The organism is Paraburkholderia sp. GAS333, from assembly GCF_050435665.1.
GTDB lineage: Bacteria > Pseudomonadota > Gammaproteobacteria > Burkholderiales > Burkholderiaceae > Paraburkholderia > Paraburkholderia fungorum_A.
On the sequence record NZ_JBNDKS010000010.1, the window covers coordinates 57,502 to 76,496 of the forward strand.

The 18,995-nt window shown below is 62.4% G+C and carries 14 protein-coding genes; 8 read left to right on the forward strand and 6 right to left on the reverse strand.

The genetic code is table 11. From position 1 onward, the window contains the following. Positions 1 to 57 precede the first annotated feature (57 nt). Positions 58 to 1,263, forward strand: coding sequence for a deoxyguanosinetriphosphate triphosphohydrolase (locus ABH945_RS32855; RefSeq protein ID WP_429253414.1), 1,206 nt, complete (start codon positions 58 to 60; stop codon positions 1,261 to 1,263). 235 nt (positions 1,264 to 1,498) lie between these two features. Here the strand turns inward: ABH945_RS32855 and ABH945_RS32860 are convergent, their stop codons facing one another. Together ABH945_RS32860 and ABH945_RS32865 are read right to left on the reverse strand one after the other, a co-directional pair. Then, on the reverse strand, positions 1,499 to 1,879 hold the full coding sequence (locus ABH945_RS32860) for a DUF883 family protein (RefSeq protein ID WP_074766111.1): 381 nt from the start codon (positions 1,877 to 1,879) through the stop codon (positions 1,499 to 1,501). Between the two features lie 345 nt (positions 1,880 to 2,224). Then, positions 2,225 to 2,950 carry an OmpW/AlkL family protein gene (locus ABH945_RS32865; RefSeq protein WP_074766109.1) on the reverse strand — a complete coding sequence of 242 codons (726 nt, stop codon included), beginning with the start codon at positions 2,948 to 2,950 and terminating at the stop codon, positions 2,225 to 2,227. Between the two features lie 187 nt (positions 2,951 to 3,137). On the opposite strand from ABH945_RS32865, the gene ABH945_RS32870 reads away from it, so the two are divergent. The 3 genes from ABH945_RS32870 to ABH945_RS32880 all read left to right on the forward strand — a co-directional run bounded on the left by ABH945_RS32870 (position 3,138) and on the right by ABH945_RS32880 (position 10,431). After that, the gene (locus ABH945_RS32870; protein WP_042329221.1) at positions 3,138 to 3,845 is read left to right on the forward strand and encodes a transposase; all 708 of its coding nucleotides are present in this window, start codon (positions 3,138 to 3,140) and stop codon (positions 3,843 to 3,845) included. Positions 3,846 to 4,140: 295 nt separating this feature from the next. After that, a complete protein-coding gene (locus ABH945_RS32875; protein ID WP_074766107.1) occupies positions 4,141 to 8,844 on the forward strand; it encodes a glutamate synthase-related protein in 4,704 nt (1,567 codons plus the stop codon). A 117-nt stretch (positions 8,845 to 8,961) separates the two neighbouring features. Then, the gene (locus ABH945_RS32880; protein ID WP_429253415.1) at positions 8,962 to 10,431 is read left to right on the forward strand and encodes a glutamate synthase subunit beta; all 1,470 of its coding nucleotides are present in this window, start codon (positions 8,962 to 8,964) and stop codon (positions 10,429 to 10,431) included. A gap of 203 nt (positions 10,432 to 10,634) precedes the next feature. Here the strand turns inward: ABH945_RS32880 and ABH945_RS32885 are convergent, their stop codons facing one another. Together ABH945_RS32885 and ABH945_RS32890 are read right to left on the reverse strand one after the other, a co-directional pair. Further along, positions 10,635 to 11,900 carry a D-amino acid dehydrogenase gene (locus tag ABH945_RS32885; RefSeq protein WP_429253416.1) on the reverse strand — a complete coding sequence of 422 codons (1,266 nt, stop codon included), beginning with the start codon at positions 11,898 to 11,900 and terminating at the stop codon, positions 10,635 to 10,637. A 20-nt stretch (positions 11,901 to 11,920) separates the two neighbouring features. Continuing rightward, positions 11,921 to 13,180, reverse strand: a complete 1,260-nt coding sequence (locus ABH945_RS32890) for an MFS transporter (protein WP_074766101.1) — start codon at positions 13,178 to 13,180, stop codon at positions 11,921 to 11,923. A gap of 365 nt (positions 13,181 to 13,545) precedes the next feature. Between ABH945_RS32890 and ABH945_RS32895 the strand changes: the two genes are divergently transcribed. Beyond that, positions 13,546 to 14,496 (forward strand): tyrosine-protein phosphatase, encoded by a 951-nt coding sequence (locus ABH945_RS32895; RefSeq protein ID WP_074766099.1) that lies wholly within the window; start codon positions 13,546 to 13,548, stop codon positions 14,494 to 14,496. Between the two features lie 247 nt (positions 14,497 to 14,743). Here ABH945_RS32895 and ABH945_RS32900 read toward each other — a convergent pair whose 3' ends face one another. Then, positions 14,744 to 16,042 carry an ATP-binding protein gene (locus ABH945_RS32900; RefSeq protein WP_429253417.1) on the reverse strand — a complete coding sequence of 433 codons (1,299 nt, stop codon included), beginning with the start codon at positions 16,040 to 16,042 and terminating at the stop codon, positions 14,744 to 14,746. Then, positions 16,039 to 16,779 (reverse strand): response regulator, encoded by a 741-nt coding sequence (locus ABH945_RS32905; RefSeq protein ID WP_074766095.1) that lies wholly within the window; start codon positions 16,777 to 16,779, stop codon positions 16,039 to 16,041. Before ABH945_RS32905 ends, ABH945_RS32900 begins: the two co-directional genes overlap by 4 nt. A 594-nt stretch (positions 16,780 to 17,373) precedes the next feature. On the opposite strand from ABH945_RS32905, the gene ABH945_RS32910 reads away from it, so the two are divergent. From ABH945_RS32910 to ABH945_RS32920, 3 genes are read left to right on the forward strand one after another with little or no spacing between them, the layout of a single operon-like run. Beyond that, on the forward strand, positions 17,374 to 17,571 hold the full coding sequence (locus ABH945_RS32910) for a DUF6726 family protein (protein ID WP_074766093.1): 198 nt from the start codon (positions 17,374 to 17,376) through the stop codon (positions 17,569 to 17,571). A gap of 2 nt (positions 17,572 to 17,573) precedes the next feature. Beyond that, positions 17,574 to 18,251 (forward strand): hypothetical protein, encoded by a 678-nt coding sequence (locus ABH945_RS32915; protein ID WP_429253418.1) that lies wholly within the window; start codon positions 17,574 to 17,576, stop codon positions 18,249 to 18,251. 52 nt (positions 18,252 to 18,303) lie between these two features. Then, entirely contained in the window at positions 18,304 to 18,972 is a 669-nt protein-coding gene (locus ABH945_RS32920; RefSeq protein WP_074766089.1) for a flagellar basal body L-ring protein FlgH, read from the forward strand. The last annotated feature ends 23 nt before the right edge of the window (positions 18,973 to 18,995 follow it).

Consider the following 18,995-nt stretch of genomic DNA (forward strand, 5'->3'; position numbering starts at 1 on the left):
TCAGCGAGGCATCAAGCACCCGCGTCACGAGGCGCCGCCCATGTTTCGGAGAACCCGGTGACTGACAGGCGCAGCGACGAAGTACAGCATGACCCGGCGGCACGCATGGCGGTGCTCGCCGTGCCGACGCAGGACGCACTCGAAGCGCATCTCGCGCCTTACGCCGCGCATTCCGCGCAGTCGCACGGCCGCCGCTATCCCGAATCCGCGCCAGGCGCGCGCACCGAGTTTCAGCGCGACCGCGATCGTATCGTCCACTCCACGGCATTCCGTCGACTCGAATACAAGACGCAAGTCTTCGTGAATCACGAGGGCGATCTGTTTCGCACCCGTCTCACGCACAGTCTCGAAGTCGCGCAGATCGCGCGTTCGGTCGCGCGCAATCTGCGCGTCAACGAAGACCTCGTCGAGGCCATTTCACTTGCTCATGATCTCGGCCACACGCCGTTCGGCCATGCCGGACAGGACGCCTTGAACGAATGCATGCGCGAGCATGGCGGCTTCGAGCACAACCTGCAAAGTCTCGCGGTGGTCGACGATCTGGAAGAGCACTACGGCGCGTTTAACGGCCTGAATCTGTGCTTCGAGACCCGTGAGGGCATCCTCAAACATTGTTCGCGAGAGAACGCGCGGCGGCTGGGGGCGTTAGGCGAACGGTTTCTCGAAGGACGGCAGCCGTCCATCGAAGCGCAGATTGCGAATGTTGCCGACGAGATCGCCTACAACAACCACGACGTCGATGACGGTTTGCGTTCCGGTTTGCTCACCGTCGAGCAACTGGCGGAAGTGGAGTTGTGGCAGACGCATTACGAGACGGCGCGCGGCGATTATCCGCAGATCGAAGGACGCAGATTGATCCACGAAACGGTGCGCCGGATTATCAACGCGCTGATTGTCGACCTGATCGAGACGACCCAGTCGAATCTGGTGCGCCATGCACCGCAGTCGCTCGACGACGTGCGCGCCGCGCCTGCGCTCGTTGCGCATAGCGAAACGATGGCCGCGCAGGCGGCCACGCTCAAGCGCTTTCTATTCAAGAACCTGTATCGCCATTACCGCGTGATGCGTATGGCCAACAAGGCTCGTCGCGTGGTGGTGGGGCTGTTCGACGCATTCACGGAAGATCCGCGGCTGTTGCCGCCGGGCTATCAGTCAACGGACGCGGCGTCGCAACCCCGGTTGATCGCGCATTACATCGCTGGCATGACGGATCGATACGCGGTGAAGGAGTATCAGCGGCTCTTTGTGATCGACGACAACTAGGCCAGGCGGCGCGGTATTTTGAGCCGTCGGCGGCGGTGTCGCGCTTAGTAAGGATCAGCGTTCAAATAAACGCTGCCCTACACGCGCAATTCGCGACATGTTGCTGATGGGGCAGCGGCAGCCGCATCCATTTAGCTCATCACCAGACGGCGCGGCGCTTTAATTTCACGCAATCCGCGCGACCGACGGCCGCTCAGCGCGCGCCGTCGCCAACCGTCACGCAATTCGCAATCCGTCAGCGCAACCGCGACGCAAACAGCGCCCCCGCGATCAACGCAACCCCGCCGACGATCGCAATCGTCTGCCACGGGTTTTCATGCACGTAATCGTCGGCATCCGAGATCGCGACTTCGGCGCGTTCGCGCACGGCTTCACGGGTGTCGTTCAGGCGGGCGCGCGCGGCTTCCAGTTGTTTGCGCAACTTGCCGCGCAATGCCACGGCGTCGGCCTGGGTGCCGTCCGCCAAAGTGGACTCGAGTTCGGACATCAGCGTGCGCAGTTCGCCTGCAATATCTTCTGCCGCATGGCGGCTATGGCGGGCAATACGTCGCGCGCGGCGGCTCGTGCTCGTCCAGGATTCGCCGAGGGCGTCTCTCGTGTTCGGAAGTGCTGTCATGGTCGCTCCGTCGATGAGGGTCAAAAAGGTCCCACGCGTTTCATCATGACGCAGTGTTGCGTCGCGACGCGGGAAACACCATGCGAACGCAACTTCGGTGCCAAAGCTGAAACCCTCTCTGGACGGCAAAACCGTCTGAATTCATCAGCACATATTGCACAAGCCGGCGTAGTCGCGGGTTAAATTTACAAACGTTCGAGGTCGCATCCGGCGGCAGGCTCAAAAAATTGCCGTACGCCCTGCGCGCCAAAATAAAAAACGCCGTCACTGGATAAATGACGGCGTTGTCTAACCCGCGAAAATTCGACTAACCTAACTCAACGGCCCCAATTTTCTTCGAGAGCGTTAGAAACGGTAACCGATGTTGACGTACGTGACGATCGGGTTCAGCTTGATCTTGGTTTGCGACGTCGCGGTCAGTGTGCCGACCGGTGTATTCGCTGCGGTCGTCAGTTTGGCTGTCGTGCTGAGCGGCAAATAGGAGAGCGACACGCCCGCGAACCAGTGCTGATTGAATGCGTACGTGAAACCGGCATTAAACACGGGCTCCCACGAACTATCCGTAGAGACGCTGGTCGGACCATGCAGAACGTTTGCCTGGAACACGCCGTTGGTGATTTTTTCGTCCGTGAACCAGATGCGGCTCACGCCGACGCCAAGATACGGGCGGAACGAGGCGGTCGGTGCGTTGAAGTAGTACTTGAACAGCAGAGTCGGGCTCCACTGTTTTGCCGAACCCAGTTTGCCGTATTGTTCGAAGCTGCCCGTGCCGTTCAGAGCGAACTTGGGCGGGACGCCAATAACAAATTCGGTCGCGATGTGATCGGTGATGAAGTAGCCGGCGGTGAGGCCGAGGGTATCGGCGGAATCAAGCGATGCGCCGGTGTTGGGTTCGGTGATGTTGGTCGGGCTGCCGCCAAGGCTGGTTATCGTGAGCGGCTTGCTGCTCGATTGAGGCGCCAGGTGGAACCAGCCCGTCGTGAAGTAAATGGTACCGGCCGATTGCGCATGCGCTGCTGTTGACATGCAAGCTAACGCTGCGATCCCCGTTACGGCCTGTTTTAATTTCATATGTGCTCCTCCAAAAAAGGCCCGCTCATTATGACGAGAACGTTTGAAACTAACCATACGCGGCGGTTAGAGCTTTCTCCCTAAGCGCCGCGCGCTTTCTGGCCTGGCCGCGCCGCGTCGAACCTTTGGCGCATGCGGCTCTTCGGACCTTCGGGTATGTACCAACGCGACTATCGGATACTCCAGCATGGCACGGCTTGCACGTCTTTATGTCCCTGACCAGCCGCAGCACGTCATCCTTCGCGGGCTCGATCAGCAGCCCGCATTCGTCGACGACCAGGACTACGAACTCTTCATCGACTGCCTGAAGGCGGCTTCGCGCGACCATCACCTTTCGATCCACGCGTACGCGTTGATGCCTGGCGCCGTGCAACTGCTCGTCACTCCCACCGAGGAGTCGAGTCTGCCGAAAGCGATGCAGGCGGTGGGGCGTCGCTATGTGGCGCACTTCAACCGGCGTTACGCGCGTCGCGGAACCTTGTGGGAGGGTCGCTATCGTGCCACGGTAATCGAGGGCGAGCGCTACTTTTTGCTGGCGAGCCGGGTCGTCGAAATGTGTCCGGTGCGCGCGCAACTGGTGAGCGCGCCGGAAGATTACCGCTGGTCGAGTTACCGGCATCACATCGGCCTCACGCTCGACAGCCTGATCACCGACCACCCGTTGTACTGGTCGCTCGGCAATACGCCGTTCGAACGTCAACGCGCGTACCGCGAATTGTGCGAGCAGCCGCTCGACGAACGCGAAGCCAGCCAGCTTCAGCAGGCCACGCTAAAAGGCTGGGTTCTGGGCAGCGATACCTATCGCGAATGGGCTGCACGGGCCGCAAACAGGCGTGTATCGCCGCTGCCGCGCGGGCGGCCGCGCAAGGTCCGCGAGACGCCTCATACCCAATAAAGCGTTTCGCATCAAAGATCTGCACGAAAACGGCATCGCGCATGCCGTTTTCTTTTGCCCCAATTTGATATGGCACCATTAAAAATTAAGTGCGATGCACCAATTTGATAATTGGGGTTCGAACATAAGGTTTTATTTGCTATTCCATTGATTCGTCGCGTATATTCCGAATTCCGGCGCTTTTTCGTTACGCGTAGCATCTCAGCGTAGGTAGCGCCGTCGCAGTTGCAACGCAAACTGCGGCAATAGAAAAATGGTTTAACGGCCTGTCAGGCCCCCTACAGACGGTGTCCCCATGAACGACCACCTGCAACCGACTCATCCGGTTCCCGCCGCGCAAGGTCTGTACGACCCGCAAAACGAGCACGACGCCTGCGGCGTCGGCTTCGTTGCTCACATCAAGGGCCAGAAAAGCCACGAGATCATCGAGCAGGGTCTGAAGATTCTCGAGAACCTCGACCACCGGGGCGCCGTCGGCGCCGATCCGCTGATGGGCGACGGCGCGGGCATCCTGATCCAGATTCCGGACGGTTTCTATCGCGAGGAAATGGCGAAGCAGGGCGTGACGCTGCCGCCGTACGGCGAATACGGCGTTGGTATGGTGTTCCTGCCGAAGGAACACGCATCGCGCCTCGCCTGCGAGCAGGAACTGGAACGCACGGTGAAGGCCGAAGGCCAGGTCGTGCTGGGTTGGCGCGACGTGCCGGTCGATCACACCATGCCGATTTCGCCGACCGTGAAGGCGAGCGAGCCGCTGATCCGCCAGATCTTCATCGGTCGCGGCAAGGACATCATCGTGACGGACGCGCTCGAGCGGAAGCTGTACGTGATCCGCAAGACCGGCAGCCACCGCATCCAGGCGCTCAAGCTCAAGCACGGCAAGGAATACTTCGTGCCGTCCATGTCGGCGCGCACGGTGGTCTACAAGGGCCTGCTGCTGGCCGGTCAGGTCGGCGTGTATTACCGCGACCTGCAGGACGAGCGCACCGTTTCGGCGCTGGCGCTGGTTCACCAACGCTTCTCGACCAACACGTTCCCGGCGTGGGAACTGGCTCACCCGTACCGCATGATCGCCCACAACGGCGAAATCAACACGGTGAAGGGCAACGTCAACTGGCTCAACGCGCGTACCGGCGCAATCGCGTCGCACGTGCTCGGCGACGACCTGCCGAAGCTGTGGCCGCTGATCTACCCGGGCCAATCCGACACCGCATCGTTCGACAACTGTCTCGAACTGCTGGTGATGGCCGGCTACCCGCTCGTCCACGCAATGATGATGATGATCCCGGAAGCCTGGGAACAGCACACGCTGATGGACGACAACCGCCGCGCGTTCTACGAATACCATGCCGCGATGATGGAGCCGTGGGACGGCCCCGCCGCGATCGCGTTCACCGACGGCCGTCAGATCGGCGCGACGCTCGACCGTAACGGTCTGCGTCCGGCGCGCTACATCGTCACGGACGACGACCTCGTCATCATGGCGTCGGAAGCCGGCACGCTGCCGATCCCCGAGTCGAAGATCGTCAAGAAGTGGCGTCTGCAGCCGGGCAAAATGTTCCTGATCGACATGGAACACGGTCGCATCATCGACGACAAGGAGCTCAAGGACAACCTCGCGAACGCGAAGCCGTACAAGAGCTGGATTGACGCTGTGCGAATCAAGCTCGACGAAATCGAGGCGAAGGCCGAAGACGTCGCGACGGAACGCCGCGAAGCCGCTGCTTTGCTGGATCGTCAGCAGGCGTTCGGCTACACGCAGGAAGACCTCAAGTTCCTGATGGCGCCGATGGCGCAAGCCGGCGAAGAAGCGATCGGCTCGATGGGCAACGACTCGCCGCTGGCGGTCATGTCCAACAAGAACAAGACGCTGTATCACTACTTCAAGCAGTTGTTCGCGCAGGTCACGAACCCGCCGATCGACCCGATCCGCGAAAACATGGTGATGTCGCTGGTTTCGTTCGTCGGTCCGAAGCCGAACCTGCTGGACACGAACAACATCAACCCGCCGATGCGTCTCGAAGTGTCGCAGCCCGTGCTCGACTTCAAGGACATCGCGAAGATCCGCGCGATCGATCAGTACACGGGCGGCAAGTTCAGCTCGTACGAACTGAACATCTGCTATCCGGTGGCATGGGGCAAGGAAGGTATCGAAGCGCGTCTCGCGTCGCTGTGCGCGGAAGCCGTCGACGCCGTCAAGTCCGGCTACAACATGCTGATCGTGTCGGACCGCAAGACCGACCGCGACAACGTCGCGATCCCGGCGCTGCTGGCCACGGCCGCGATCCACACGCACCTCGTGCAGCAAGGTCTGCGCACGAGCACGGGTCTGGTCGTCGAAACCGGCTCGGCGCGTGAAACGCACCACTTCGCGTTGCTTGCGGGCTACGGCGCCGAAGCCGTCCACCCGTACCTCGCGATGGAAACGCTCGCGCAGATGGCAACCGGCCTGAAGGGCGACCTGTCGGCGGAAAAAGCGGTCTACAACTTCACCAAGGCAGTCGGCAAGGGCCTGATGAAGGTCATGTCGAAGATGGGTATTTCGACCTACATGTCGTACACCGGCGCGCAGATTTTCGAAGCGGTCGGCCTGGCTGAAGACCTCGTGGTGAAGTACTTCAAGGGCACGTCGTCGAAGGTTGGCGGCATCGGCCTGTTCGACGTCGCGGAAGAAGCGATCCGTCTGCACCGCGACGCGTTCGGCGACAACCCGATCCTCGCGAACATGCTCGACGCGGGCGGCGAGTACGCGTACCGCGTGCGCGGCGAAGAACACATGTGGACGCCGGATGCGATCGCGAAGCTGCAACACTCGGCTCGCAGCAACTCGTATCAGACGTACAAGGAATACGCGCATCTGATCAACGATCAGACCAAGCGCCACATGACGTTCCGCGGCCTGTTCGAATTCAAGTTCGACCCGACCAAGGCGATCCCGCTCGACGAAGTCGAGTCGGCGAAGGACATCGTCACGCGTTTCGCGACCGGCGCCATGTCGATGGGCTCGATCAGCACCGAAGCGCACGCTACGCTGGCTGTCGCGATGAACCGCATCGGCGGCAAGTCGAACACCGGTGAAGGCGGCGAAGACGCGAACCGTTATCGCAACGAACTGCGCGGCATTCCGATCAAGAACGGCGACACGATGAAGTCGATCATCGGCGACGAAGTGATTGCCGACATTCCGCTGAAGGAAGGCGACTCGCTGCGTTCGCGCATCAAGCAGGTGGCGTCGGGCCGTTTCGGCGTGACGGCGGAATACCTGGCGTCGGCCGATCAGATCCAGATCAAGATGGCGCAAGGCGCGAAGCCGGGCGAAGGCGGTCAGTTGCCGGGCCACAAGGTGTCGGAATACATCGGCAAGCTGCGTTACTCGGTGCCGGGCGTCGGCCTGATTTCGCCGCCGCCGCACCACGACATCTACTCGATCGAAGATCTGGCGCAGCTGATTCACGACCTGAAGAACGCCAACTCGGCAGCTAGCGTGTCGGTGAAGCTGGTGTCGGAGTCGGGCGTCGGTACGGTGGCTGCAGGTGTGGCGAAGGCCAAGGCCGATCACGTCGTGATCGCCGGTCATGACGGTGGTACGGGTGCGTCGCCGCTGTCGTCGGTCAAGCATGCCGGCACGCCGTGGGAACTCGGTCTGGCCGAAACGCAGCAAACGCTGGTGCTGAACCATCTGCGCGGCCGTATCCGCGTGCAGGCCGACGGTCAGATGAAGACCGGCCGCGACGTCGTGATCGGCGCGCTGCTCGGCGCGGACGAATTCGGTTTCGCGACGGCTCCGCTGGTCGTCGAAGGCTGCATCATGATGCGCAAGTGCCATCTGAACACCTGCCCGGTCGGCGTCGCGACGCAAGATCCGGTGCTGCGTGAGAAGTTCAAGGGCCAGCCGGAACACGTCGTCAACTTCTTCTTCTTCGTTGCTGAAGAAGCGCGCGAAATCATGGCGCAACTGGGTATCCGCAAGTTCGACGACCTGATCGGTCACGCCGAACTGCTCGACATGAAGAAGGGCATCGAGCACTGGAAGGCGAAGGGTCTGGACTTCTCGCGTGTGTTCTACCTGCCGCAAGTCGGTGCGGAAGTCGCGCGCAAGCACGTCGACGTGCAGGACCACGGTCTGGACAAGGCACTCGACCACACGCTGATCGAGAAGGCGAAGGCCGCGCTGGAAAAGGGCGAGCACGTGTCGTTCATCCAGCCGGTGCGCAACGTGAACCGTACGGTCGGCGCGATGCTGTCCGGCGCGATCGCGAAGAAGTACGGCCACGACGGCCTGCCCGACGACTCGATCCACATCCAGTTGAAGGGCACCGCGGGTCAGAGCTTCGGCGCGTTCCTCGCGAAGGGCGTGACGCTGGATCTGGTCGGCGACGGCAACGACTACGTGGGTAAGGGCCTGTCGGGTGGCCGCATCATCATCCGTCCGACCAACGATTTCCGCGGCAAGTCGGAAGAGAACATCATCTGCGGCAACACGGTGATGTACGGCGCGATCGAAGGCGAGTCGTTCTTCCGCGGCGTGGCAGGCGAGCGTTTCTGCGTGCGTAACTCGGGTGCGACGTCGGTTGTCGAAGGTACGGGCGACCACGGTTGCGAATACATGACGGGCGGCACGGTGGTCGTGCTCGGCGAAACGGGCCGTAACTTCGCAGCCGGTATGTCGGGCGGCGTCGCTTATGTGTTCGATCCGGACAGCACGTTCGCCGGCAAGTGCAACAAGTCGATGGTCGCGCTCGATCCGGTCTTGCAACAGGCCGAACAGGAACGCACGGTCGACAAGGGCCTGTGGCACTGCGAGACGACCGACGAGGCGCTGCTGAAGGGTCTCATCGAGCGTCACTTCCAGTTCACCGGTTCGCCGCGTGCGAAAGCGTTGCTCGAAAACTGGGATGCGTCGCGCCGTCAATTCGTGAAGGTGTTCCCGACCGAATACAAGCGCGCACTGGGCGAGCTGGCCGCGAAGAAGGCGAACAAGGAAGTTCTCGCCGCTTAACCAGCCAGATTGCTGCTCAGACGCAGACGTCACATTTAGCCGTACCCGCCGCCTCTCGACCATTCGACGCGCGGCGGGTCCAGATCACCCCTAGATACAGATAGAGAAGAGAACCACATGGGCAAGGCAACCGGTTTTCTCGAGTTCGAACGTCGCCACGAGACGTACGAAGCTCCGCTCACGCGTGTGAAGCACTACAAGGAATTCGTCGCGGCATTGAGCGACGACGAAGCGAAGATTCAGGGCGCACGTTGCATGGACTGTGGTATTCCGTTCTGCAACAACGGCTGCCCGGTGAACAACATCATCCCGGACTTCAACGACCTGGTGTTCCATCAGGACTGGAAGAACGCGATCGAAGTGCTGCACTCGACCAACAACTTCCCGGAGTTCACGGGCCGCATCTGCCCGGCACCGTGCGAAGCGGCGTGCACGCTCGGCATCAACAACGACCCGGTCGGCATCAAGTCGATCGAACACGCGATCATTGACAAGGCCTGGGCCGAAGGCTGGGTTGCGCCGCAGCCGCCGAAGCACAAGACCGGCAAGAAGGTCGCGGTGGTAGGTTCCGGCCCCGCGGGTCTCGCTGTCGCGCAGCAACTCGCGCGTGCGGGGCACGATGTGACGGTGTTCGAAAAGAACGACCGCATTGGCGGCCTGCTGCGTTACGGCATTCCCGACTTCAAGCTGGAAAAGTGGCTGATCGACCGCCGCATGCGTCAGATGGAAGCCGAAGGCGTCACGTTCCGCGCGAACGTGTTCGTCGGCAAGGAAGGCTCGCTGCCGGCCTGGATCGGCAACACGGCGAAGGAAACCATCACCCCGGCCGAGCTGAAAGAACAGTTCGACGCCGTTGTGGTGGCAGGCGGTTCGGAAACGCCGCGCGATCTGCCGGTGCCGGGCCGTGAGCTGGAAGGCATCCATTACGCGATGGAATTCCTGCCGCAGCAGAACAAGGTCAACGCCGGCGACAAGGTCGCGAACCAGTTGCTCGCGAAGGGCAAGCACGTCGTCGTGATCGGCGGCGGCGATACGGGTTCGGACTGCGTGGGCACGTCGAATCGTCATGGCGCGAAGAGCGTCACGCAATTCGAACTGCTGCCGCAGCCGCCGGAAGAAGAGAACAAGCCGCTCGTGTGGCCGTACTGGCCGATCAAGCTGCGCACGTCGTCGTCGCATGACGAGGGCTGCGAGCGCGATTGGGCGGTCGCGACCAAGCGCCTCGAAGGCAAGAACGGCAAGGTCGAGAAGCTGATCGCTGCGCGCGTCGAATGGAAGGACGGCAAGATGGTCGAAGTGCCGAACTCCGAATTCGAAATGAAGGCCGATCTGGTGCTGCTGGCCATGGGCTTCACGCAGCCGGTGTCGCCGGTGCTCGAAGCGTTCGGCGTCGACAAGGATGCGCGCGGCAACGTGCGTGCCGCGACCGAAGGCGACAAGGCGTATTACACGTCGGTGGACAAGGTGTTCACGGCGGGCGATATGCGTCGCGGCCAGTCGCTGGTGGTGTGGGCGATTCGCGAAGGCCGTCAGTGCGCGCGTTCCGTCGATGCATTCCTGATGGGTCATTCGGAACTGCCGCGTTAAGACGTCTCAAACCTGATTGCCGCCGGTTTTCGCCGTGTGAACAAAAGCGAAAGCCGGTCAAAGTTTGCAGGAAGAGGTGGAGACGACAATGTGCGACAGCTTAAGAAGCGGCACATACAGCGGTAGAACAAAGCGGTAAAAAACAGAGCCGGGCCACCTGAGAAGGTGGACCCGGCTTTTTAACGTGCGTGGTGACCGCCGCGTTACTTCCGGTAGCGCGCCAACGTCAGTCCATCGAGATCGATTTCCGGCTTGCGCTGCGTGATCAGATCTGCGACCACGCGTCCTGAACCCATCGACATCGCCCATCCGGTCGAGCCGTGACCGAGGTTCAGCCATAAATTGTCCACGCCCGACGGCCCGAGCAAAGGCGCACCGTCGGGCGTCATCGGCCTGCGTCCGACCCAGAAATGCGCGGACGTCGGATTGGCCGCATGCGGAAACCAGTCGCGCAGCACCTTCATCAACGTCTGCAACGCCTGCTCGCGCAAGGTGGTCTGGCCGTTGCCCAATTCAGCGGTGCCCGCAATTCGCAGGTTGTTGCCGAAACGCGTGATCGCGGTTTTCAACGACTCGTCCATCAACGCGGCGCGCGGCGCTTTTTCTTCGTCGGTGACGGGGAGCGTCGCCGAATAGCCTTTCACCGGATAGAGCGGCACCTTCACGCCGAGCGGCGCGAGAAGCTCCGCGCTGTCGACACCCAGCGCGACCACCACGGCATCGGCCAGCAAGGTCTCTGCGCCGTGTTCGCTGTCGACATGCACGCCATGCACCGCACCGCTTCGCACATCGAGCCCCGTGACGCGGGTATCGAAGCGAAAACGCACCCCGTTGCGCTCGCAGATCGCGCGCAATTCGCGGGTGAAGCGGGCGCAATCGCCGGCTTCGTCGTCGGGGAGATAGAGGCCGGAGAGCGGCGTCTCACGCGCCCAGCGCAGGCCCGGTTCGATCTCGATGCACTGCGCCGCGCTCACTTCCCGATGCGCGATGCCCGCGTCGCGCAACACGGTTAGCGCGGGCTGCGCCAGCTCGACGTCGTACTCGCTGCGAAACAGTTGCAGATAGCCCTGGCTGCGACCGTAATCGAACGGATGACGTCCGCGAAACTCATGCAGACAATCGCGGCTGTAATAAGCGATGCGCTGCATCCGCTGCTTGTTGACGCGGAAATGTTCGAGGTCGCATTCGCGCAGCCAGCGCGCGATCCAGCGCCATTGCGCCGGATCGAACGTAGGCCGGAAGATCAGCGGCGACGCGGGTTTGAACAGGTATTTGAGGATCTTGACCGGCATGCCAGGTGCGGCCCATGGCGTCACATAGCCCGGGGCGATCACGCCCGCATTGCCGAAACTGGTGGACAGCGCGACGTCGGGTTCGCGCTCGATCACCGTGACTTCGCAGCCTTGCTGGCCCAGGTAAAAAGCCGTGGCGACGCCAATGACGCCGCCGCCGAGAACAATCGTTTTCATGGATGAGTGCTGCTGCGAATTCAGGCGACCGAGCCAGTCGCACCGAGGACTTTGCCCTTCGTTTCCGGCAGACACAGTGCGGCAACGATCACGAGCAGATAACCCGCGCCGGCCACAATGCCCATTGCTTTAACGAGCGTCATGGTTTGCGACAGTGTACCGACCAGAATCGGAAAGAAGGAGCCGAGTCCGCGCCCGAGGTTGTAGCAGAAGCCTTGTCCGGAGCCGCGTATCGCGTTCGGATACAACTCCGACAGATACGCGCCCACGCCCGCGAAAATTCCCTGCACGACGATGCCGAGCGGGAAGCCGAGCGCGAGCATCATGCCGTCGGTGATGGGCAGCATCGTGTAGACCATGCCGAGCACGAACGAGCCGATCGCGAACAGCACGAACGACGCGCGCCGGCCGATCGTGTCGCACAGAATCGCGCCGACGATATAGCCGGTGAACGAGCCGACGATCAGCACGATCAGATAGCCGCTGGTGTTGAACACCGACAGATGGCGCACAGTTTTGAGGTAGGTCGGCAGCCACGTGGTGATCGCGTAATAACCGCCGAGCATGCCGGTGCACAGCGCGCTGCCGAGCAGCGTGGTTTTGAGGTGAACGCCCGAGAAGATCTGCAGGAAGTGCGACGTGTCGAAACCGTTCTCGCGCGCGCGGCGCGTTTCGAGAAAGATTTCCGGGTCGCTCACGTTACGGCGAATGTAGATGATCCACGCGGCGGGCAGCAGGCCGACCCAGAAGCACGCGCGCCACGCGTACTGTTCCGGCAGCAACGCGAACGACGCCCAGTAGACGATCGCCGCCGCCGCCCAGCCGAACGACCAGCTGCTCTGCACGGTGCCCACCGCTTTCGCGCGATGCTGCGGCGAGCGGATCGTCTCGGCCATCATGATCGTCACGACCGACCACTCACCGCCAAAGCCGATGCCTTGCAGCGTGCGCGTGGCCAGCAGTTGCCAGAACGAATGGGTGAAGCCCGACAGAAAAGTGAAGATCGCGAAGGTGGCGATGGTCCACTGAAGCACGCGGATGCGGCCGTAGCGGTCGGCAAGAATGCCCGCGAGCCAGCCACCGATTGCCGATGAGATCAGCGAACTGGTGGCGATCATGCCGGCTTCGCTTTTGGTCATGCCCCACGTCGCGATCAGCGTCGGAATGAGGAACGAGTAGATCATGAAGTCGAAAGCGTCGACTGCGTAGCCGCCGAACCCGGCGTAAAGCGTGCGCCGCTCGCGCGGACTCAGCTCGGTGAACCATTGGAGAGAGGGCATGTTTTGTTGTGGTCTCCAGGTCTTTTTGCGTGCCGGGGGCGTGATTGAAGGGCGTTTGTATTTTACGGGGATGCGGCGTTGTAAGGCACGCCAGGTCAAAAATGGCCGGCGGCGTTATCACGCGGCTCACGCGGTAACGACAAGGTAATAGCCGCTAAGGGAAAGGAAACACCGTTGAAACCGCTTCGACCGCCGACCGGCAGTGCATCCGCACCAGCAAACCCGCCGCAGGCTCGCGGAAGCCTTCCATACGTTTTCTTACCAACTACTACCATGTAACGTAAAACGGCGTAAGCACCGTTAAACTGCGCGCTCAGCCCCGAAGCTGCAATTCCGATCCCTCACGTCCGCGCCAGCCACGCCTAATGCCCGCAACCGCGAAAACCTGCTCGCTGTCCCACCGTGCCGCGAGCACGAGCCTGCGGACAGGTCCGGGCGCGCTGAGCCACATTTCTCCAGCGCGCCGGAGCTTCCTCAAAGGTTCCGCCAGTGCCTTGCTCTTCTCAGGGCTGGGCAGTTCGATGCTGTCCGCGTGCGGCGGCGGCAATCTCGAAACCGATCAGCCGGAAACGCCGCGCCTCGCGTCGGTGAGTAACTTTCGCGATCTCGCCGGGGCTTCGGTCGGCTATCTGACCGTCGACGGCAAGCAGATGCGCCGTGGCGCTTTCTTTCGCGCGAACGTGCTGACCTTCAGCAGCGCCGACCAGGCAACCGTCGACAAACTCGGTATCGCGTCGGTCTACGATCTGCGCACGCCGGGTGAAATCGCGCGAACCGCCGATGTCCTGCCGGACGGCGCGACTTCACAGACGTACAACGTGCTCGGCACCAGCGACTTCGTCGAGCCGACCTTCGCGACATCCGATGCCGCCACCTCGTTCATGGAAATGCAGGCGCGTTCGTACGTGTTCGGCGGCGCGCAGCGTGCCGCATTTGGCGCGCTGCTGACGCGTCTGGCCGACGGCGCGGGCGCGCAACTGTTCCATTCGAGCGCGGGCAAGGATCGCACCGGCTGGGTCGCGGCAGTGCTGCTGAGTATTGCCAACGTTCCGCTCGACGTCATCATGCAGGACTATCTGCTGAGCAATGTTTATCTGGCGCAGTCGATCCAGACGCAGACCGCCACGCTGCGCGCGCAGGATGGCGACGCGATTGCGACGGTCGAGGCGCCGTTGCTGAACGTTCAGGAGAGTTATCTGCAGGCCGGGTTCGACCAGGTGCAGGCGAGCTACGGCACGATGGCGAACTATCTGACGCAGGGCCTCGGCATGTCTCAGACGACGATCGATACGCTGCGCAGTCGGCTCGTGCGTTGAGTGGTGTGATTGGCCGCGAGGCGGTGAATCTCGCGCGGCGTCGAGCGCAATGAAACGCGGCGGCGCGTGAAGTCCGAACAAAGTAGACAAAGCCCGGACAAAAAAATGTCCGCCCAAAAAAACTGGGCGGACTGAGAAGGGCGGCATCGAGGTTGCCGGTGCTGACTATAAGGCCACGCCACTCGTCAAAGGCCACACCGTAAGGCTGCGTAAGTGGCCTCTTTCCCTCTCCATTCCCTTCGTTTCTTCAGCATGCCAGCGGTAGCGCCACGGGCAATTCGATCCGCACGTCCAGACCGCCTTGCGGATGATTGAGCACGTGACAACGTCCGCCGCGATCGTGCGCCAACCGCGCGACGATCGCGAGACCGAGCCCGCAATGACCTTCGCCTCCGCGCGCCGCGTCGAGCCGGACGAACGGCTTCATCGCCGCCGCGATGCGGTCGTCGGGAATGCCCGGGCCGCGATCGCGCACGCTGATTACCCAATGCCGGTCGTTTCGCGACGTGCTGATATCCACCGGCGGCGCGCCGTGTTCGAGCGCGTTGTCGACGAGATTCGTGACGAGGCGGTCGAGCAGCGTGCGCGGCAGTGCGAACGCGGAGCCCGCGCGCAGATCGAGTGTGAATAGCGGGGCGTCGCTGCTGTCGCCGAATGAATCGCTGGCCGCATCGCCGGACGAAAACTGTTCGCGCAGGAACTCGTCGACTTCGACAGGCGGCCCGGCATCGGCGGACTGACCGGCGAATTCGAGAAACTGCTGGACGATGTTGGTCAGCGAGTCGACATCGCGAATCAGACCCGCGCGCTCGTTCTCCGCCACCAGCACGCTCGCGCGCAGTTTGAGCCGCGTGAGCGGCGCTTTCAGATCGTGCGCGACGCCCGCGAGCATCACGGCCTGGTCGTCGCCGGCTTCGTTCAGGCGACGCATCATGTCGTTGAACGAACCGATCAGATCACGCAACTCTCGCGGACCCTGCACAGTCACCGGTTCAGGACGGCCACCAGAACCGAACGCACGAGCCGCGTCGGCGACACGTGATAGCGGCCGTTGCATTTGCCAGACCGCGAACAGCGACAGGATCAGCGCGGCAAGCAGCATCGACGCGCCTTCGACAAGAAAGCGCGGGCGCGGCGGCACGTCGACCGGCACGACCACCCAATTCGACTTGCCCGGGAACAGTACCCAGATGTGGGGCGGCCGCACGTCGTCGACGGCGATTTGCGTACCGATCGGCAGGTTGTCGCGTAGTTGCCGGCTCAGTTCGACCAGCGGACGTTCCGTCGGCGTGCGCAGATGCACGCTCGCCGGCATGTTCCAGGTGGGCACGAGATGCACGCGCATGGCGGGCGCGAGGGCGGCGCCCTTCACCGGCTCGCCGTTGATGGCCTGCAGCACCAGCAGAAGGCCACGCGCAAAGCCGTCGATTTCATGGCGCGGCGGCTGCATGATCACCAGCACGAACCAGCCGGCCTGAATCGCAAACAACACCGCCGCCGACAGCAACGCCATTCTGCCGAACAGCGTGTTCAGCGGGTTTTTCATGCGCTGGGCGGGGCCTCGTCGGCGAAAGGCGTGCCGTCGGCGTCGGGTACGAAGACGTAGCCTTTGCCGCGCACCGTTTGCACGTAGCAGGGGTTGGACGGATCGTCTTCGATCACGCGGCGCAGGCGCCAGATCGGCACGTCGAGGCTGCGGTCGCGGAACGCGAGATTGTCGCGATGCACGAGATCGTGAATCAGCACGCGCGACAACACCTTGTACGGATTGTTGACGAAGATCTTCAGGAGCGCGAACTCACTGTCGCGCAACGGCAGCTTGGTGTCGTCGCGCGTGAGCGAGCGGGTCGCGAAGTCGAGTTCGAACGGGCCGAACTTGTAGCGTTTGCGGGCTTCCGGCGCGCTGGTCGTGGACGGCCCCCGGCGGCGCAACACCGTGTGGATGCGCGCGAGCAGTTCGCGCGGATCGAACGGCTTGGTCAGATAGTCGTCCGCACCGAGCGAGAGCCCGACAATGCGATCGGCCACCGTGCCGCGCGCGGTCACGAAAATCACCGGGATGTCGTCGCCGGCGGCGCGCAGCGCGGTGAGCGCGCGCAGGCCGTCGGTGTTGGGCATCATGATGTCGAGCACGACGACCGACGGCCGTTCACGCTCGAGCCGGCGCTGGAGATGAGTGCCGTCGTGCAGCACGGACGCGTCGAAGCCGTTCGATTGCAGAAACTTGCATAGCAGATCGCGTACGACCGGATCGTCGTCGACGATAAGGACCTGTGGATTCATGCCGAAATTTTAAGCTGGTCCGCGTGACACGCGCTTCCCAGTTTTCTTACCAACACTTACGATCCCTCGCGCCAATCACGCCAACCCGCGTGTAAGGCCCGCCGTTCAAGGCTCACAGCATATTTCAACGAATCCGGACGGACCCTCGCGGAAGCTCGCGCGCATCCGTCCCGGAGCGCCTGAATTTGTCCGATGAAATATTTTGGGTGAATTGGGAACCCGAAGCAATTCCTCGCAATGGGTCGTAAGAACTGCCGGAAAGCGCGCTTTTCTTCGTGCATTACTCGCGAACAGGCAGAGAGATGATTCGTCGTGCAGTTCATTGCGTCGTACGCCGAAGCTCTCTCCGCCTGATGCGCTGGGCCGACAGCATGCGGCGTGAATCACAATCCAGCGCCATGCGAGGTTCTCATGACTATTAGCAACACTCTCACTTCAACCGCTCTTCCTGGGTTGACCCCAAAGCCGGCGGCAAAGCCTGCCGCGCCGAGCAATCCGGTTGCCACGACGCCCAAGGCTACCGCGACTCCGTCGCTGCCCACCGGGCTCGTCGGTCATAACGTCAATACGACTGCCTGATCCCAAGAGGCCCTTGTGTCGACCTCGAGAACATCTGAACGCCTGATACGTGTCGTTGCGTGGTTGACGCTCGGCGCGACGCTGCTGCCGCTCGGCGGCTGCGGCGTCGTTGCGCTGCCGTGCCGGCTGACTGCGGCCGCGGCGGACATCATCCCGGTCGTGGGCCATGCGGCGGCGACGCCGTTCAACGCATGTGCGTCGGCGATCGACTGATCATGACTCTCAAACGGACTGCCTGTGCCCTGGCGCTGCTTGGCGGCCTCATCCCGATGGCCGTGCAGGCGCAACCCGTCGCGCGTCAGGCGAAGGCGGCGAGTGCGGTGTCGAGAGATGCGCCCTTCGATTTTCGCGGCGTCCCGCTTGGCATCACGCTGGACGATTTCCGCGCCGGCTCGAAGGTGCGGGCGACGCCACCGGACAGCGTGCCCGTCTGCGAGACGGACGTGCAGGCGGGCGCGCTCGGCATGCGGCTGAAATCGCATGACAGCCTGACCGTCGCGTGCCGCTGGGCGCATCGCACGGACGACCATTGGACTGCCTCGCAGGCCGTGGTCGACGGCGCGCCCGCGCTGGAACACGTGCTGCGTTTTGCGCGGATCGACGGGCAAAGCGCGCTGCGTCTGTACGAGATTTCTTTTTTAATCGACGAGATCACCGCCGAAGATCTGCGCAATGCACTCGCAGGTCGATATGGGCCGCCACGTCTCGCGACGCAGAACGCGTCAATGGGCGTGTTGCCGACCTATATCTGGGAAAACGCGGTGAGTTCGATCACGTTGTGCTTCCTGCCGGGCAGCCGCAACGGCACGCTCACCTATCTGCTGAAAGGCTCCGATACCTGGGTGAAGTCGGTCGTGCGGCAATGGCAGGCAAGCGGCGCCGAGGCCGGTTGATGTTGATGAACCGTGTCCGTACGAACCCGGCCCATCGGGCCAAGGAGCATGCATGACTGCGCTACGTCTTACTGTCGCGCTCGGCGCCACGTTCTGGCTGGCGGCCTGCGCGAGCCATTCGGATTCCATCGTCGAAACGCCGATGGCGCCGCCGCTCGCGTCCACGCCGTTGAACATCAACACACAAGGCGCGATCTATCAGGCCGGACAGACGTTGCTGATGTATGAAACGCCACGCGCGCAACATATCGGCGACGTGCTGACGATCGTGCTGTCGGAGTCATATAACGGCAACAACAGCGCGACGGCTGCGGCGAGCCGTTCGAGCAGCATTACCGCCACCGCCGCCGATCAATCGACCAACGCGGCCGCGCGACTCGCGAGGCTGTTCAATATCGGCTCGGCGTCCACGACTTACGCCGGGCAGGGCAACATTACCGATACCAGCGCGATGACCGGCACGCTCGCCGTCACCGTGATCGGCACGATGCCGACCGGCAACCTGGTGGTGTCGGGAGAGAAAGTGATTTCGCAAAGCGGCAACCGCGATCGCTTGCGGCTCTCGGGCATCGTCAATCCGAAGGACATCGAATCGGGCAATTACGTCGAGTCGAGCAAGGTCGCGAACGCGCGCATCGAGCAGGCCGGCGTGGGGATGGTGTCCGATTCCACCACGATGGGCTGGCTGCAAAGAATGTTCATGAGCGTGCTGACTTTCTGACGCTCAAGAGAAAATGGGCGTTG